The sequence below is a fragment of the Chryseobacterium sp. YIM B08800 genome (assembly GCF_026163565.1).
Lineage (GTDB): Bacteria > Bacteroidota > Bacteroidia > Flavobacteriales > Weeksellaceae > Chryseobacterium.
The window spans coordinates 31,090-48,498 of record NZ_JAPDKN010000029.1 but is presented as its reverse complement, the minus strand read 5'-3'; the positions used below and the strand labels follow the sequence as shown (position 1 = coordinate 48,498).

Genomic DNA, 17,409 nt, shown 5'->3' with positions numbered 1-17,409 from the left:
AACTGCCACTATTTTCGCAGTTCTTAAATCTCAAAAACATTTTTCGTCTGCAGTTTTAAAGCAATTTTTTCATCTCATTTTTTAAAAAATTCATAATTTCTCACGCAAAAAATTTGGTAATTTGTTCAGCTTTTTGGATAATTTTCTTGAAAAAAATTGAGAAAAAATCAAGATAATTTTGCCTCAATTTTTTATTTTTTTACGCCCAAAAACAACTTTTATTTTGATAATTTTCAACCCTAAAAATACATTTTTGCTCCGCAGATTTGATGCAATTTTCTTATCTGAAACTTTGAAAAATTCTTATAACTTCTTTCATTAAATTCATAATCTTGATAGAATTTATTTAACTTTTAAGGGTTATTTCATACACATGAAAATTATTTAAATGTGTTATTATTGAAATTTTAAAAACGAAAAAACTCGATCAAAATGACCGAGCTTTTATATTATTCTAAAGAGAAAATTACTTTCTTCTTCTGTCTAATTCTTTTTTAATTAAACCTAATTCTCTTCCGGTTTGCCCGGCAACAGAAGTGTTTTCTCTGGCTCTCCTGGTAAGATAAGGAACTACGTCTTTTACAGGTCCGTAAGGAAGATATTTTGTTGCATTATAGCCTTTATCAGACAAATAGAATGTAATGTTATCACTCATCCCGTAAAGTTGCCCAAAATAGATGTGAGGATTGTTATTTTCCAGTCCTTTCGCCTTCATTTTATCCATCACCAATTCAGATGAAATCTCGTTGTGAGTTCCAAAGAACGCAGAAACTTTATCTAAATGATTCATCACAAAATCGATTCCGGCATTGTAATTTTTATCGGATGCATCTTTGGTTGGCTGAATAGGATCTGCATACCCTTTTTCTGCAGCTCTCGCTCTTTCTTTTTCCATGTAAGCGCCACGAACGATCTTATAACCAATAAAATAATTCTTTTCTCTAGCTCTCTGAAGATGCGCTTCCATATACTCAAGACGACCCGTTCTGTACATTTGAATGGTGTTCCAGACAATCGGTTTTTCCTGATTATATTTTTCCATCATCTCTTCACAAAGCTGGTCTGCAGCATCCTGCATCCAGGTTTCTTCAGCATCAACCATCACTTTTTTATCATGCTCATGACAAAGTTTGCATACCTCATCAAATCTTTTTACCACTCTCGTCCATTCTTCTTTTTGGCTTGAAGTCAGTTCTGCATTTTTCCCGACAGCTTTGTACAAATCAATTCTTCCGAATGCGGTAGGTTTAAAAACAATAAAAGGAATTGCAGGATTTCCTACAGAAAATTTAATGATATCTTTAATTTCCTGGCAAACTGCATTAAAGGTTTCTTCGTCTTCTTTCCCTTCAATCGAATAGTCGAAAATACTCCCAACTCCTCTTTTGAAAAGCTGTTTTACCACTTTCATACTCTCTTCACGAGTCTCTCCACCTACAAATTGCTCAAACAAAGTGTTCTTCACAATTCCGGTAACGAATGGAAAATTATTATGAACGGTAAAATTCAGGACAGAAGTTCCAAGACTTGTTAAAGCAGGCTGTTCAATCATTTTAAACATCCAATAGGCTTTTCTTAATTGTGCATCCGTTTTATCGGCAAATGCAACTTTGGTATCGTTGAAAATGGGCATTCCTTTTTGTTAATTTAATTGTGCAAATGTAAGAATAACCTGAGCTTTTTTAAAGCTTTTTTTCTACAATTTACCTTCAATTCCGTTAAGAAGCATTGCAAGAATTCCAATGAAAACCCAGAGACGTAAAATATTGAGCGTAAGAAACTTAGTTCGTCTTGAGGAGTTTAAAAGCAGATAAACACAGATAACCATGACAAACAGACCTCCGGTAAAATAGTAAGACATAAAACCCGAAATTCCTGTTTTGAGAATAAGTTTCATCGAAACTGCCATCGTTACAATCAGCAAAGAGACAAGAATGATCTTGGTATTTTTACTTTTAAAATAATTTGGAATTGTAGTATAACCAAAAGCTTTATCAACACTTTTCGTCAATGTATCTTTCACAATATCAATACATAAAAGAATCAAAAACAGAAAAATAGCCATTAAAAAAACTTTCTTTGAAAAAGTCTGGTAATAAACCATCATCCCAAAAAAAGGGTATAATGTTAAACTTACAAAAGTGAGATTATTTAAAATTAAAATCCGGCTCAGTTTATGGCTATAAAACCACATAAAGAACTGATAAACAACAAAGAAAATTAAAACCCGATAAGAAATAAAACTTGCTACACCGAGTGAAATTACTGTTAAAGCTAAATACACATACAGAAAATATTTCTGTTGAATAAAGCTCTGAATTCTTGTACGGAATGGTTTTACAATATGATCTTTTTCAAAATCGTAGAACTGATTGATAATTCCACCTGCAAGAATACTTAAAACAGTACAGAAAATAATGCCATGAACTTTGAAATCAAATACAAACTTCCTGAAACTTTCCTCCTGATTAAACAGAAAAAAAGTAGAAACATATAGTGCGAAAGTTAGCAAAACAGCCACAAAAAAACGTGCGCCTAAAAGAAAGCCCACGAATTGTGATAATCTGTAAAATAAAGATTTTCGGATATAATTTTTCTGTTGGAAACTCTCTTTTTCAGAACTCATTCCCAACTTTTTAGAATCTATAAATCACTTCTTTCTGGAAACCGTCAAGCATTTTTTCTGCTTTTTCGTAGTCTTTTGTGAAACCTAAAATATAGCCACCACCACCACTTCCGCAAAGTTTAAGGTAATAAGCATTAGAATCTAAACCTTTTTTCCAGATATTGAAAATACTTTCAGGGATCATCGGACGGAAATGTTCGTATGCCCAATAAGAAAGCTTTTTAAGGTTTCTAAAAAACGGATTCATATCTTTTTTAAGGAAAGAGTCAATACAAGCGTTGTTGTAACGAATAAACTCTTCTTTCAAAGTTTTACGGAAACCTTCGGTCTTCATTTTTTCAAAGAAAATCTGAATCATCGGTCCTGTTTCGCCTGTAATTCCTGAATCAATCAGGAAAATTGCTCCTTTTCCTTCTTCTCCTTTTGGAATCGCTACTTTGTCTAAATTTTCCTTGTTTTCGATAAGAATAGGAAGATTCATGTAACAAATCAAAGGATCCATTCCTGAACTTTTACCGTGGAAATAACTTTCCATTTCGCCAAAAACGGATTTTATATTTTTAAGATTTTCTTTTGAAATACTTTCAGGATCATGTTTTGTGAAGCTGTATTTCTCGAAAATGGCAGCAACCAAAGCTCCTGAACTTCCGACTCCATATCCTTGAGGAATATTAGAATCGAAGAAAAGTCCGTTTAAAATATCTTCTTTCAGACGGTTTACATCTAATTTGAACTGTTCGGGAAGACTTAAGTTCTCCAGAAAATCAGCATATTTCTGTAAATGAAAATTTGATTTTTTCTCAAATTCTGAATTTGAATCTGAGTCTGAAAACTTTAAAGTGCCTTTATAGAAACTGTAAGGAACTACAAGACCTTGTGAATCTTCTATCATTCCGTACTCTCCGAAGAGGATAATTTTAGCGTAAAATAAAGGGTTCGTCATTTTGTGTTAAAAATCTTTATGCAAAGTTACTATTATTCTGCTGAATATTAACAAATTTTAAGCCATTGTACAACTTATATCTTTGTTTTTAAGAATCTGATAAGAATTGCTCCTGCTGCAAAAAATGCCGACATCGAAATAAATGCATATTGCATATTATGAAACCTTTGAATAAACACGCTGAAAATAAGCATTCCGGTAATAATTGCAATTTTTTCAAGTACATCATAGAAACTGAAATACGTTGTGTTTTCCATAGAATTTTCAGGTAAAAGTTTTGAATAAGTTGATCTAGACATTGCCTGAAGACCACCCATTACCAAACCTATTAAACCAGCCAATCCATAAAACTGAAGCTGAACATTTGGATTTTCTTTGTTTAAAGAATATGCAGATAAACAGCAAGCAATCCAGATAATCACAGCAATGGTAATTACATTTTTATTTCCAATTTTCTTAGATAATCTTGAAAATAAGAACGCTCCGAAAATCGCAATAATCTGAATAACTAAGATTGTAATGATTAACTTGTATTTATCAGCTTCTTTAGGGAAAATCACTGTACTTCCGAAAGGAACTGCCATTAAAAAGATTGTTTGCATTCCTACACTGTAAAAGAAGAAACTCGACAGGAAAAACTTCAAAGCTTTGTCTGAAAAAAGCTTGTTTCCCACACTGAATAATTCTCTAAAACTCTCTTTAGCAATGTCTTTATAGAAACTGATATTATCTTTTAAAACTTCAAAAAAGCCTCCTTGTTCCTGATGTTTTTTAAAGATGTTTTTATAGTTTAAAAGTACTAAATCTTTAGGAAGTTTTTCTTTCACGTCACCAAACTGCGGTAAGTGTTTGAATGTATATTGTGAGAAACCAAACCACCAAGCTCCTGTTAATAAAAAGCTGATTCTGATATAAATCTTGGCCTGATCCGGTCCTTTTGCCACCACCTGAATTAGAACCAAACAGATAATTAATAAAACTACAGAACCAATATATCCGTAAATATATCCTTTTGCAGACAATGCATCCTGTTTATCAGGAGTAGCAATATCCGGTAAAAACGAGTTATAAAATACTAAACTTCCCCAAAAACCAACACTCGCCGTAATACTGAAAAGTAATCCTAAAAACACATTTTCCATGCCTGTAAACATGGCTAATCCCATACAAGAAGTTGCTCCTAAGTAACAGAAAAACTGAAGAAAGGATTTTTTATTACCAATAGTATCTGCCAAAGAAGATAAGAATGGAGACAATAACACCACTAAAAAAAATGAGATCGCATAAGAAAAACTCAAAACCGCTTCCGGCTCATAAGCATCCCCGAAGATCTTGATCATGTTTCTTACAGGAATTTCCTGAATTTCTCCTGCTTCCGGAACAAATTCCTTTTTATTGTAAGCAGTGGTAAGAATCGTATAATAAATCGGGAATATCGCAGAGGTAATTACCAAAGAATACACAGAATTTGCCCAGTCGTAGACCGCCCAAGCTTTCATGATCTTTGGGTTATTTTTTATATTTTGAGTAGGTTGAATTTCAGTTTCAGACATTTTCAAACAAATTAGTTGCACAAAAATAGAAAAACCGCTGAACATTCGGCAGTTTTTATTTTTTTTCATCTAAATTTTATTGATTTCTTAAAATTAAACACGATGAAATACATGATGTTCATTGACAAAAGGTGTCGCTCCTACGGAGCTCCCGATTATTTCTCAATCTTTTTCTACAAAGGTTTTGCTCCTACGGAGCAAGTTCTAGTTTCAAATATTTTAAAGTAGAAAATTTAAAATTCAGACACAAAAAAACCAAAAACACGAATGCTTTTGGTTTCAATATAACAATAAAACTAAATTTTACATGTTTTCGATAACGATTGCAGAAGCACCACCACCACCATTACAGATAGCTGCAGCACCATATTTACCGTTATTTTGCTTTAAAACGTTGATCAAAGTAACGATGATTCTTGAACCAGAACTTCCAAGCGGGTGTCCTAAAGCTACTGCTCCACCGTTTACGTTTACTTTAGCAGCATCTAATCCTAAGATTTTATTATTTGCCAAACCAACTACAGAGAAAGCCTCGTTAAATTCGAAGAAATCGATGTCTGAAATTTCTAAACCTGCTTTTTTAAGAGCAATCGGTAAAGCTTTTGCAGGAGCTGTTGTAAAGTTTTCAGGCTCGTGAGCGGCATCAGCATAAGAAACGATTTTTGCCAAAGGCTTCAATCCTAATTCTTCCATTTTCTCTTTAGAAACAAGAATTAAAGCAGAAGCACCGTCATTTAAAGTAGATGCATTAGCTGCAGTAACAGTTCCTTCTTCTTTTTTGAAAACGGTAGGAAGCGTAGGTAGTCTGTCGAAATTTACCGCTTTATATTCTTCATCTTCAGCGAAAATGATAGGGTCTCCTTTTCTCTGTGGAATTGAAACAGGAACAACTTCTTCAGCGAATTTCCCTTCGCTCCAAGCTTTTGCAGATCTTTTGTAAGATTCTATTGCAAATTGATCCTGATCTTCTCTTGTAATGCTATAATCTGTTGCACATTTTTCTGCACAAACTCCCATGTGAACTTTGTTGTAAACGTCTGTAAGACCGTCTAAAACCATTCCGTCCTGCATTTTTACATCGCCTAATTTTGTAGCGTTTCTTGCATTATAGTAATGAGGAACCATCGACATGTTTTCCATACCTCCTGCAACAATTACGTCTGCATCACCCGCTTTAATCGCTTGTGCAGCCATTGAAACAGCCTTCATTCCTGATGCACAAACTTTATTGATCGTTGTAGATGGAGTTTCGTTTGATAACCCTGCTCCTAAAGCAACCTGTCTTGCCGGAGCCTGACCTTCGCCTGCCTGAAGAACATTTCCCATATAGATTTCCTGAACGTTTTTAGGATCAAGATTAATTTTATCTAATGCTCCTTTTACCGCTGCAGCGCCCAATTTCGTAGCAGGAACTGTAGATAAACTTCCCATAAAACTTCCCATTGGTGTTCTCACTGCGGAAACGATGAATACTTCTTTCATATTTTTTCTCTTTTATACTATAGTTTAATTTTCTCTTTTAGATTTCACGAAAAGCATAATTAATGCTCCCAAAAACTCTGCAAACCACCCATATTGTAGTTTTACTGTTCCGGCTAAAGCTTTCGTCCAAGATTTGAATGGTAAAAAGCTGAAGTAGCTTGAAGCCTGATATTTTATTGCAAATAAGCTAAATACAAATAAAATAAGCAGAAATACAGCAAAAGTATTAACGAGTTTTGCGCGGTTGTTTACAATCCCGAAAAGTGCACATGCACAGAATATCCAGCAGAAAATCGCTAAATAATGATCGAGCTGCCAGTAATTCCAGTTTCCTATAATAGGAACATGAACGAGGGGTAAAAAGCTCCCCACCACAACCAAAAGCAATCCTAAAAGCTGTAAATTTTTCATTACTTTATTTTACAATTTTAAATGAATCTCAGAATGCCAAAATACAAAAAAAAACATACTTTTTATAAGTATGTTTTAAAATCATTTATTTAAGAATGATAATACTATTTAGATAAAATTATCATTTAAAATTTATTAATTATTTAACATTAATTTAATTTTAATATATATTTAAAAATTAATAATTACTATTTGCAAACCAATTTGTAGACAATATTAACTGTTTGCAAACCATTATCATTAAAAGTATTGTGAAATCTTTCTGAAAATTAAAATGTTAATGCCCAAAGATCTATACCGATCTGTACTCCTCTTTTGTTACTAATTAATGCATCATTATTGAAAATAGGTGTAAAATCTTTCATCACATAAATATTAAACCCAAAATATTCTATCGAAATTTTGCCTCCAAATATAAAAGGATTTAATCCTTTTGATACTCCTTCACGGTTATAAACACGGTTTCCAAAATCATTTTTGTATTGAAGATGGATTCTGTCATTTATTTTAGCCCCGCCATAAAGCCCTAATCCGATGCGTAATTGTTTTTTCGTATTATCAATATAATTTACTCCTTTATACTCTTTGTATTTTGGATTTAATACGAAAATTGCTTCTAGCGGAACGTAAATATAGTCGGTTCTTAACCAGGCACTTTTAAAGTTATTGCCCCTAAAATCTGTCAAATAAAGGTTTTTATCATCCTGAACAAAAATTTTGTGGTTGGAAGGAATGATGCTTTCAAGTCTCCAACCTAATCCTACACGATAAAAAACAGGGCTTGTTGTTTTACCTAACTGATTTTCGTAACGCAGAGTAAAATTTGCAGCCATAGAGTTTTTAAGTTCATTTCCTTTAGAGAAATTAAAAAACTTATTATCTGTGTAATTAGTTAAGGAAATTCCTGCAACATACCCGAAACTTTGCAGATAATTTTTAGGATCTTCAGGCTCATCAAACTCAGGTTGCTCGAATGTAAGATCCAATAAAGCGCCTCTTGCTGTTCTGAATAGATTATTATTTTTAGTAAGATTGCTTTTGAAAAGTGCTCTTCTTACCGTTTTCCCTGTTATTTCTTCGTATTCATCTTTTTGTCTATCGATCTCGTCATTTATAATCGCTTCGTATCGAATGGCAACTGTATTTTTCTGTTCGTTCATCTCTTTTTCAGAGATTTCACCGGCTTTCATTTTTTTTTCAAGCAAATCAAATTCAGCATTCATTTTGTTGCGTTCTTCAACAACCACGCTGTCGATTTTGTTGGTATAAGTTTCCATCTGTTTTCTCAAAGTTGCTTTATCTTGGGAAAAACCGATTACGAACAGAAACATAAAAGCTCCTGTTAATAGTATTTTTTGTTTCATATCTGATGAATTATTTTTGTTCGTTTGTATTGTTATTGCTAACGTTAAAAATGGTAATCAATTCCGGACTAACGTTGATTCTATTAATCGTAATAATCCCAAGTCTTTTCCCATTTTCCTGAGTATTTTCTTTCTTTTCGATGCTGTATTTTCGTTGAAAAATAAGATCGTTTGCAGTAACATATTTTACTTTATTAGCTTTCAAAACAGGTTGTGTGGTTGCTAATTGAGGAGATTCAGGGGTTTGCTGTTCTGGTTTGTTATTAATCTCAATTTCAGGCTTTAGACTGACTTCGGGTTCTGTATTGACAATTTTCGGAGCCTCTTTTAAAACTTCAGATTGGTTTTGAACTAATACTTCCGCTTGTTTTTTCTGACTTTTTTCTGATTTAATACTTATTTCAGAAGTATTATTTAGATTCTCAATTTTATTTTCAGCAACAGATTCAGTATTTTCTTTTGGCTTACTGTTATTTTCTACAGGCTTTTTAACTGCAATTGTTTCTTTAGGTTTAAGAAACTGATCAGAATTATAATAAAACAAGGTTCCAAATGATAACAAAAGAACAATTACTGCAGCATATTTCCACCATTGAAACGAGGGTTTTTGCGCCGTTTCAGAGTTATTATCTAATCCAAGTTCAATTTGCTCCCAAAGATTCGCAGAAGGATTTATTTCGAGGTATTCGTAGTCAGTTTTTAACTGTTTCCGTATTTTTTTGTCCATTTTCTTTTGATTTTAAATAATCAGCAATCCATTTTTTGGCTTTGCTGAGCTGGCTTTTACTTGTACCCTCTGAAATATTCAGAATTTCTGCGATTTCCTGATGTTTTTTATCTTCAAAAACGTAGAGATTAAAAATCAATCGGTAACCTGTCGGCATTTGAGAAAAAATTTCTTCGATATTGATTTTATTTAAACTTTCCTCCAGTTCTTCTTCAGGAAATTCATCAGCAACTTCAATATCTGTGTACAAAATATTCTTATTTCTTCTGACAAAAGATATTGAGTCATTTACTACAATTTTTCTCAGCCAAAACGGAAAGCTTTTCCAGTCTTTGCAATCGTTGATTTTATTGAAACATTTCAGAAAAGCATTCAGCAATATATCTTCTGCATCATGAATATTATTAGTATAAGAATTTGCAACCGCCAACATTTTAGCTGAAAACAAATCGTAAAGTGCTTTCTGGGCTCTCCGATCATGTTTTTTGGCAAGTTTAAAATTCTCTTCTAAATGCTTCATGTAGTAGTTTCTATCTATAAGACGGTACAGTTTGAAAATGGTTGTCTAAAAGTAAAAAAAATTGCACTTTTTTTTCAAAAGTGCAATCTATATTTAGTTTATCAGCAAATTAATGACTCATATTTTCGACAGCTTTAGGGTCGTGTTTATGTTTAAATAATACCCAAAAAAGAATAGAAAGAACCAAGGCATAAGCTGCAAAAGAAAGCCAGATATGATGCCAATCTTTCATCATTACTACCGTTGATAGAGTTCCGTCTGCGTTCACCACAGAATTAAAACTATTCTTAAGAATATTTAAAAATGACTGATTATCTGGTGTTGTTTCAAGGTAAGTAGATAGCTCAGCTGCTGTTGTAAATCTATGCGTGAAAAATTTATCAATCGCCCAACCTGCAATATAACTTCCGAAAACCGCCCCAAAACCATTGGTCATCATCATAAATAAACCTTGTGCAGAAGAACGAATCTTTTTATCTGTAGTAGTCTCAACAAAAAGAGAACCTGAAATATTAAAGAAATCGAATGCCATTCCATATACAATACACGACATAATAATCAAAACCAAACCATACCCTTCAGGAACACCATAAGCAAAGAATCCGAATCTTAAAACCCAAGCAAACATCGAGAAAAGCATTACATATTTAATCCCAAATCTTTTTAAGAAAAAAGGAATTGCTAAAATAAATAAGGTCTCTGAAACCTGAGAAATCGACATAATAATCGTTGATCTCTGTACGACGAAAGAATCTGCATACTTTGGAAAGTGTGAAAACTCACTTAAAAATACATCTCCATAAGCGTTTGTCAACTGTAAAGCTGCTCCCAAAAGCATTGAGAATAAGAAGAACAATGCAGTTTTATAGTTTTTGAAAAGCTTAAAAGCATTTAACCCAAGTTGTTCAGATAAAGGCGCATCTTTGTCAATTAGTCTCTGAGGCGGACATTTTGGTAATGTTAAAGCATAAATTCCAAGAATAATTGCTGCAACTCCTCCGATATAAAATTGACCTTCTGTCGCTTTGTTTCCTGTAAGATTGGTAATCCACATTGCAACAATAAATCCTACCGTTCCCCAAACTCTGATGGGTGGAAAATCTTTTACAACATCTAAATTACTGTTCTTTAAAACTGTATAAGAAATAGAGTTTGCCAAAGCAATTGTAGGCATATAAAAGCACATTGCGACCAACATTACTGTAAAGAATGAGTTGGGATCTTCGCTATGTGGTAAAATAAAAAGGGTAATTCCGTAAAGAATCTGTAAGGCAGAAAATATTTTTTCGGCATTTATCCATCGGTCAGCAATAATTCCGGTGATGGTCGGCATAAAAATCGAAGCAATTCCCATGGTTCCAAAAACAGCACCGAACTGCGTTCCGTCCCACTGTTTTGTTCCGAACCAAAAATTTGCCATCGTAATAAGCCAAGCTCCCCAAACAAAAAACTGGAGAAAGCTGAGGATGGTCAATCGTAATTTTAAATTCATTTTTTAATTGTAAATATCTCTTTAATCTATTTTCTTTTTTCGCCTTTTGATTTCTTCCTGAATCTCAAGAGCGGTATCAAAATCTTCTTCTTTTACGGCTTCATCCAGCAATTTCTGCAATTCCTCCATTGAGACAGACTTCAAGCTGTCTTCTGCTTGTACTGTTTCAGAAAAAGGTTCTTCTTCTTTAGCTACTTCTTCCAATTCCAATAAAATTCCGGCTTCGTTTAAAACCTGCTGTGTTGTGTAAATTGGCGCATCAAATCTTACTGCCATTGCAACAGCATCTGAAGTTCTTGCATCAAGAATCAGCTCTTCCTCGGTTTCAGAATTTTTAAAATTAATATTTGAAAAGAAAACGCCGTCTACAATCTGATAAATGATTACAGAAACCAATTTATAATTCGTAGAAATAATAAATTTCGTAAATAAATCGTGTGTAAGCGGGCGTGGCGGATGAATGTCTTTTTCTAGGCCTAAAGAAATGGATTGCGCTTCAAAATTACCGATAACCACGGGCAATTTAATGTTTGTTTCTTCATGTTCCAATAGCAATGCGTAAGCGCCCGATTGGGTCTGGCTGTACGATATTCCGCGTATGATTAGCTGTTTATAATCCATGACTACAAATATAAATTAATTTTTTATTGTAGGTTTTACTTTTTTAGACAAAAATAAAAGCCCGGAAGCCGAGCTTTTATTGTATTTATTGAAATTGTGAATAGTCAAATGTCAATTCACTTCGTTGTCAATTTTAAAAAATTCACTATTGACCTGCGAAGCAGAATTCACTATTGACCTTTCTATCCTTTAAGTGCTTTAATTTTCTCAGTTAATGCAGGGATAATATGGAAAGCATCTCCTACAACACCGTAATCAGCCGATTTGAAGAACGGAGCTTCAGCATCACTGTTGATTACCACGATTGTTTTAGAAGAGTTTACTCCAGCCAAATGCTGAATCGCTCCAGAAATACCAATTGCAATATAAAGATTAGGTGCAATTGCTTTACCTGTTTGGCCTACGTGTTCTGTGTGAGGTCTCCATCCGATGTCTGAAACCGGTTTTGAACAAGCCGTTGCAGCACCTAAAACATTTGCTAAATCTTCTACCATTCCCCAGTTTTCAGGACCTTTCAATCCTCTACCTGCAGAAACTACTATTTCAGCTTCTTTTAAATCTAATTTCCCTGAACTCTGCTCGTGAGAGATAACTTTAGTATCTTCATTAGCAACAGAAAGATTTTTCACTTCTTCTGAACCAGAAACTGCATTTTCTTTAACACCGAAAGCATTTTGAGAAACAGTAAGGATTACTCCTGTTCCTTCAGCTTTTGCATGCATGAAGCCTTTCCCAGAGAAAGCTTTTCTTTTCACCTGAAAAGGAGACTGACTTTCCGGAGCTTCCAAAACATTGGTAATTAAAGAATAATTCTTCATTACAGCCAACATTGGCGCTACAGAAGAAGCATCGGTTGTGTGAGGAAAAACAAGGATATTTCCGTCTGCAACTTCACTTACAGCTTGCGCATAAGCTTTTGCTGAGAAATTTTTAAGACCTTCGTCTTTGATGTTGATTACGTTTGTTGCTCCATATTTATACAATAAATCTGAAGAATCTGTTGGGTTTACAGAAATCGCTGTAACGGTAGTTCCCGCCTGATCAGCCACTGCTTTAGCGTAAGAAACTGCCTCGAAAGCTGCTTTTTTGTAAACTCCGTTTATATTTTCTGCGTATACGAATACTGACATAATTTTGAATTTAAGATTTAAAGTTCAAAATTCAAGGTTATTTTTTGAATTTTGAATATTGAATTTTGAATAATTAAATAACTTTAGCTTCCTCGTGAAGAAGTCTTACCAACTCATCTAAATTATCTGGAGAAACGATTTTTACAGCTGCTCTTGGTGGAACAGAGTCATAAGAAACTCCCTGAACTTTCACTTCAGAAGAAGTAGGCTCTATCACCTGCAAAGGTTTTGTTCTTGCAGACATAATTCCTCTCATGTTTGGAATAATTAAGTCTTTTTCGTCAACTAATCCTTTCTGACCAGCGATTACAGCAGGTAATTTCACAGAAATAGTTTCTTTACCACCTTCAATTTCTCTTACTGCAGTCGCTTCAGCTCCGTTCACATCTAAACCAACAGAAGCGTTTACGAAAGGCTGATTCAATAACTGAGCAACCATTCCAGGAACAGAACCTCCATTGTAATCAATCGATTCTTTACCACAAAGAATTAAATCATATCCTCCATTCTGAGCTACAGAAGCAATTTCTTTCGCTGTAGAATAGCTGTCTTTCGGGTCAAGATTTACTCTTACTCCGTCATTTGCACCAATTGCCAAAGCTTTTCTGATTACCGGCTCAGTTCCAGCATCTCCTACGTTTAAAACCGTAACAGTTGCTCCCTGAGATTCTTGTAATTTGATTGCTTTTGTTAATGCGAATTCGTCTAATGGATTGATTACCCACTGAATTCCGTTTTTGTCGAATGCAGATTTATCTGCTGTAAAATTGATTTTTGAAGTAGTATCCGGAACACTACTGATGCAAACTAATATTTTCATATGTAGATTTTATTGTTTTTTAATTGCCATATGTTATCGCTTGTTTTCATTACTAAAAGCGTTTCCAAATCATGGCGATTTCATATGTTGTTTTAATTATTTTCATTTACCAAATGTCACCTTACGGCTCCATGTGTGTTATAAATTTTTATTTTCAGCTTATTAAAATCCTGAGATTTTCGGAAGCTATTTTTGTTTGTTAAGTTTTGTAAATATAAATAAAAAATATATTATGCATGCATAATACTTATTTAATTATTATTCAGCGCATTATAAGTTTCTAAGACTTTGGTTTTGTTGCTCTAAACTCAATCTTGCTTGGTAAAACTCTTGGGTTCATCTTCAAAATATCCAATACCAAATTCCCCATATCATCCGGCTGAATTTTCCAAGCATCTTTTTCTGAAGGGATATTTCCGTTAAAATTTGTCGCAACCGAGCCCGGCATTATTACAGTAGATTTTATATTATACTTTCTTAAATCAATCATTGCAGCCTGAGTAAAGCCTACTACGCCGAATTTTGAAGCATTGTAACCTGTTCCGTTTTCGAAGAAATTAGCTCCTGCCAAACTTGAAATGGTAATATAATATCCTTCGGTTTTCTTCAATTCTTCAACTGAAGCTTTCAGAGTATGGAAAACTCCTGTTAAATTGGTATCAATCATCTCATTCCATTCTTCAGAACTTAGCTCGTCAACAGGTTTGAAAATTCCCAATCCTGCATTGGCGATCACAAAATCTAATCGTCCGAATTTTTCTATGATGTTTTTAACTGCATTAAATTCGCTATCTAAATTTTTAACATCTGAAATTAAGCCTAGAACATTTTGAGAATATTGTTTTAATTCGTTTTCTACTTTCTCGACATCTCCCCTTTTTCTCCCTGAAAATGCAACCGAAACATTATTTTGAAGCAATATTTTTGCAATTCCGTATCCTACTCCTTTTGTTCCTCCTGTAATATAAGCTACTTTATTTTCTATCATTTTTTTTAATTTTTTAAAACTCTAAAATAACAAAAACGCCCCAATTGGAGCGTTTTTACTATACTGAGATTGATCAGTAATTTATTTTTTGATGAATTTCTCTGTAGTTTTCCCATTCTTAGTCTCTAAATTAATTAAGTAACTTCCGGGATTAAGATTTTTCACATTTATTCTATTACCTTCTAAAACAGAATTCATTTTTTTTCCAGACATATCGAAGATTTCAACTTTATTTATTTTTAATTCTGTCAAAACATTTAAATATTCAGTTGTCGGATTAGGACCTATAGCAATAATTGAAGATACATCTTTCTTTATATCAGATGTTCCTAAAGTTGCATTATTAGAAGCTTCAATCAAATAGTTATCAATACCAAAAGTTGTTGCTCCAGAGTTTGCAGGATCTGTTGTTGATGTTCTTGTAGGGCTACTGTGTACATCAGACTCTGCAGGATCTAAACCAGAAGCAGTAGTAGCACCTGTAACAGCTAAAGTCTGTGAAACTCCATTGATAACGTAAGTTATAGCGCCACTTGTCTTATTATAGCTAAAACCTAATGTCATCCATGTATTAGCTGGATAAGTATTTGTTGTTAAACCTGTTATATTATAAAACCCGTTTTGAGTTGCATCTGCTGTAATATTTAAGTATGCTCTTCCATTTATAGTTTTTGTCTGTGAATTATAACCAATTCCAACTATTCCAGAGGTGGCACTAAAAATTGTAATACCAGATAAATGTTTATTAGTAGAGGTTCCGGTATAAAGATCAAAACTTCCTTTGATTATATTATTCCCAGATGTTCTGTTTGTCCATGCTGTTGCAAGTCCTGTTTTGTAAACATATCTTGACGAAGTAGATGCTCCATCTAATCCGCCTGTTACAGCAAGATAATTAGCATGGGTAACATCTCCAGCTACAATCTGATAGTCTGCAATTGCCCCATTATAAAGATTCAATCCACCTTGCCCTGGAGCAGACATTGAAGAAGATACATTCCCAAGAGTGTAAGAATTAAAATTATCCGACTCTAAAACTTGCGAAAACACATTTGTAGAAATTATCACTGTAGATAAAACTAGTAAAACTTTTTTCATAAAACTTAATTTTTAATAATTCCGTAAATATAAAAAAAGTTCACATATCTATGATAATTTTTTTATTAAAATTAAATAATCCTCAAGAAAAACTTCTCAAGGATTATTATTTAATAAATTAATTCACGTTTTAAGACTTCGAATAATTCTCAAAAAACATTGGGATACTCTCAATTCCTTTATAGAAATTAAACAATCCGTAATGCTCGTTTGGAGAATGTATCGCATCGGAATCTAAACCAAATCCCATCAAGACAGATTTAGCTCCTAAAACCTGCTCAAACATTGATGTAATAGGAATACTTCCCCCTCCTCTGTATGGAAGAACCTCTTTTCCGAAAGCTGTTTGCATTGCATTTTTAGCCGCCAAATATTCTTTAGTATCTGTTGGTAAAACGTAAGGCATGCCCCCGTGATGTGGGGTAACTTTTACTCTTACATTGGCGGGAGCTATTTTTTCGAAATATTTTGTAAACTTTTCTGTAATTTCTTCAGGAGTTTGATAAGGCACCAAACGCATTGAGATTTTAGCTGAAGCTTTAGACGGAATTACCGTTTTTGCACCTTCACCTGTGTAACCGCCCCAAATTCCGTTGCAATCTAATGTTGGACGGATAGAAGTTCTCTCTAAAGTCGTATACTCTTTTTCACCTTCTACATCATTTAAACCAATTGATTTTTTAAATTCTGCAGGGTTATCTTTCAACTTATTCATTTCAGCTCTTTCTTCATCAGAAACAGTTTCTACATTATCATAAAAACCATCAATCGTGATTTGTCCGTCCTCATCAATTAATTTGGCAATCATTCTTGAAAGCACGTGAATAGGATTTGGAACTGCACCACCATAAAGCCCGGAATGTAAATCTCTGTTTGGTCCTTCAATTTCAACTTCTACATAGCTTAAACCTCTTAAACCAGTTGTAACTGTCGGTTGCTCGTTGCTGTAAATATGCGTATCTGAAATCAATATGCAATCACAAGAAAGCTTTTCTTTATTCTCATTTACCCAGTCACCTAAGCTTACAGAACCTACTTCTTCCTCGCCTTCCAAAATAAATTTCACATTACAAGGCAGAGAATTGGTTTTCATCATCGCTTCAAATGCTTTCACCTGCATAAAAAACTGCCCTTTATCATCTGCAGAACCTCTTGCGAAAATCGCTCCTTCAGGGTGAAGATCAGTTTTCTCAATATAAGGCTCAAAAGGTGGCTTTTTCCATAATTCTAAAGGATCGGCAGGCTGTACATCGTAATGACCATACACCAAAACCGTCGGAAGATTTGCATCAATTAATTTTTCACCGAAAACAATAGGATAACCTTTAGTTTTACATATTTCAACATTGTCTGCTCCTGCATTTTTAAGGTGTTCTGCGCAAACTTCAGCACATTTTAAAACGTCGTTGCTGTAAGCCGGATCGGCAGAAATAGAAGGAATTCTAAGTAACTCAAACAATTCATCTACGAAACGTTGTTTGTTTTCGTTGATGTAATTTAATGTTTCTTGCATTGTAAATTAAATTTTGTTAAAATTAAAAAAAATTGTACTGCCACAGCAAACAAATTGACGTTAATTTCTTTTGAAAAAATTTAATCTTCTTTCAACAAAAAAATCCTGCAAAAAAGCAGGA

Annotated in this window: 16 protein-coding genes; all 16 read right to left on the bottom strand. The window is 33.7% G+C overall.

What is annotated here, in order from left to right; all coding sequences use genetic code 11:
* Positions 1–466 precede the first annotated feature (466 nt).
* The 16 genes from OEW74_RS12360 to OEW74_RS12285 all read right to left on the bottom strand — a co-directional run bounded on the left by OEW74_RS12360 (position 467) and on the right by OEW74_RS12285 (position 17,288).
* Positions 467–1,633 (bottom strand): proline dehydrogenase family protein, encoded by a 1,167-nt coding sequence (locus OEW74_RS12360; protein WP_265428784.1) that lies wholly within the window; start codon positions 1,631–1,633, stop codon positions 467–469.
* Between the two features lie 63 nt (positions 1,634–1,696).
* Entirely contained in the window at positions 1,697–2,626 is a 930-nt protein-coding gene (locus OEW74_RS12355; RefSeq protein ID WP_265428783.1) for a UbiA family prenyltransferase, read from the bottom strand.
* 10 nt (positions 2,627–2,636) lie between these two features.
* Positions 2,637–3,569 carry a mevalonate kinase gene (locus OEW74_RS12350; protein WP_265428782.1) on the bottom strand — a complete coding sequence of 311 codons (933 nt, stop codon included), beginning with the start codon at positions 3,567–3,569 and terminating at the stop codon, positions 2,637–2,639.
* 74 nt (positions 3,570–3,643) lie between these two features.
* On the bottom strand, positions 3,644–5,122 hold the full coding sequence (locus OEW74_RS12345; protein WP_265428781.1) for an MFS transporter: 1,479 nt from the start codon (positions 5,120–5,122) through the stop codon (positions 3,644–3,646).
* Positions 5,123–5,425: 303 nt separating this feature from the next.
* The gene (locus tag OEW74_RS12340) at positions 5,426–6,604 is read right to left on the bottom strand and encodes an acetyl-CoA C-acyltransferase (RefSeq protein ID WP_265428780.1); all 1,179 of its coding nucleotides are present in this window, start codon (positions 6,602–6,604) and stop codon (positions 5,426–5,428) included.
* A gap of 24 nt (positions 6,605–6,628) precedes the next feature.
* Complete coding sequence (locus OEW74_RS12335) at positions 6,629–7,015, bottom strand: hypothetical protein (protein ID WP_175622993.1); 387 nt, start codon at positions 7,013–7,015, stop codon at positions 6,629–6,631.
* Between the two features lie 269 nt (positions 7,016–7,284).
* Positions 7,285–8,379, bottom strand: coding sequence for a hypothetical protein (locus tag OEW74_RS12330; RefSeq protein ID WP_265428779.1), 1,095 nt, complete (start codon positions 8,377–8,379; stop codon positions 7,285–7,287).
* Between the two features lie 10 nt (positions 8,380–8,389).
* Entirely contained in the window at positions 8,390–9,106 is a 717-nt protein-coding gene (locus OEW74_RS12325; RefSeq protein ID WP_265428778.1) for a hypothetical protein, read from the bottom strand.
* Positions 9,072–9,626 carry an RNA polymerase sigma factor gene (locus tag OEW74_RS12320; protein ID WP_265428777.1) on the bottom strand — a complete coding sequence of 185 codons (555 nt, stop codon included), beginning with the start codon at positions 9,624–9,626 and terminating at the stop codon, positions 9,072–9,074. Before OEW74_RS12320 ends, OEW74_RS12325 begins: the two co-directional genes overlap by 35 nt.
* Before the next feature lie 109 nt (positions 9,627–9,735).
* Positions 9,736–11,118: a nucleoside permease gene (locus OEW74_RS12315; RefSeq protein ID WP_265428776.1), complete on the bottom strand. Its 1,383-nt coding sequence runs from the start codon at positions 11,116–11,118 to the stop codon at positions 9,736–9,738.
* 21 nt (positions 11,119–11,139) lie between these two features.
* Positions 11,140–11,739 (bottom strand): bifunctional nuclease family protein, encoded by a 600-nt coding sequence (locus OEW74_RS12310; RefSeq protein WP_265428775.1) that lies wholly within the window; start codon positions 11,737–11,739, stop codon positions 11,140–11,142.
* A gap of 182 nt (positions 11,740–11,921) precedes the next feature.
* Positions 11,922–12,869, bottom strand: a complete 948-nt coding sequence (locus tag OEW74_RS12305; RefSeq protein WP_265428774.1) for an electron transfer flavoprotein subunit alpha/FixB family protein — start codon at positions 12,867–12,869, stop codon at positions 11,922–11,924.
* A gap of 73 nt (positions 12,870–12,942) precedes the next feature.
* On the bottom strand, positions 12,943–13,689 hold the full coding sequence (locus OEW74_RS12300; protein WP_265428773.1) for an electron transfer flavoprotein subunit beta/FixA family protein: 747 nt from the start codon (positions 13,687–13,689) through the stop codon (positions 12,943–12,945).
* A 280-nt stretch (positions 13,690–13,969) separates the two neighbouring features.
* Entirely contained in the window at positions 13,970–14,677 is a 708-nt protein-coding gene (locus OEW74_RS12295) for an SDR family oxidoreductase (protein ID WP_265428772.1), read from the bottom strand.
* Positions 14,678–14,758: 81 nt separating this feature from the next.
* Positions 14,759–15,775 (bottom strand): T9SS type A sorting domain-containing protein, encoded by a 1,017-nt coding sequence (locus tag OEW74_RS12290; protein WP_265428771.1) that lies wholly within the window; start codon positions 15,773–15,775, stop codon positions 14,759–14,761.
* A gap of 130 nt (positions 15,776–15,905) precedes the next feature.
* Positions 15,906–17,288: a dipeptidase gene (locus OEW74_RS12285; protein WP_265428770.1), complete on the bottom strand. Its 1,383-nt coding sequence runs from the start codon at positions 17,286–17,288 to the stop codon at positions 15,906–15,908.
* Positions 17,289–17,409: the final 121 nt, after the last annotated feature.